This window comes from Rhizobacter sp. P3_B12 (assembly GCF_056402895.1).
Genome location: NZ_JBFUGN010001592.1, coordinates 1 through 796, shown reverse-complemented (window position 1 = coordinate 796; position 796 = coordinate 1). Strand labels below are relative to the sequence as shown.

General features: G+C 69.8%; 1 protein-coding gene. It reads right to left on the bottom strand.

Going from position 1 to position 796, the window contains the following annotated elements; genetic code table 11:
• On the bottom strand, nt 1-731 hold a 731-nt coding region (locus AC1D01_RS37090), incomplete at its 3' end, for a DNA gyrase subunit A (RefSeq protein ID WP_477874864.1).
• Between the last annotated feature and the right edge of the window lie 65 nt (nt 732-796).

Sequence of the window (796 nt, the reverse complement as noted above, 5' to 3'; positions counted from 1 at the left end):
GTGGTGTAGGCGGCGCGGATCTCCTCGGGCGCGCTGATGATCTGGCCGCCGCCCGGGTAGTCGGGGCCGGGCACCAGCGTGAAGAGCTCGTCGTCGCTGAGGTTCTCGTTCTTGATCAGCGCGACGGTGGCCGCCGCGATCTCGCGCAGGTTGTGCGAGGGCAGCTCGGTGGCCAGCCCCACCGCAATGCCGCTCGCGCCGTTCAGCAGCACGAAGGGCAGGCGCGCGGGCAGCAGCCGCGGCTCGCGCTCGACGCCGTCGTAGTTGGGGATGAAATCGGCCGTGCCTTCATCGAGCTCGTCGAGCAGCAGGCGCGAGATCGGCGCGAGGCGCGCCTCGGTGTAGCGCATCGCTGCCGCGTTGTCGCCGTCGCGCGAGCCGAAGTTGCCCTGGCCGTCGACCAGCGGGTAGCGCTGCGAGAAGTCCTGCGCCATGCGCACCATCGCGTCGTACGCCGCCTGGTCGCCGTGCGGGTGGAACTTGCCGATCACGTCGCCGACGACGCGTGCGCTCTTGACCGGGCGCGCACCGGCCGTGCCGGCGAAGGCCAGGCCCAGGCGCTGCATCGCGTACAGGATGCGCCGCTGCACCGGCTTCTGGCCGTCGCACACATCGGGCAGCGCCCGGCCCTTGACGACGCTGAGCGCGTATTCGAGGTACGCGCGTTCGGCGTAGTGGGCCAGCGTGATGGCGTCGTCGGGATTGCCGGTGTCGAAGAGGTCGGTGGTCATCGTGTTGTCAGTTCGTAGCCCGGATGCCAATCCGGGAGTTGTCATTCATGATTCGCCGCCGCTCC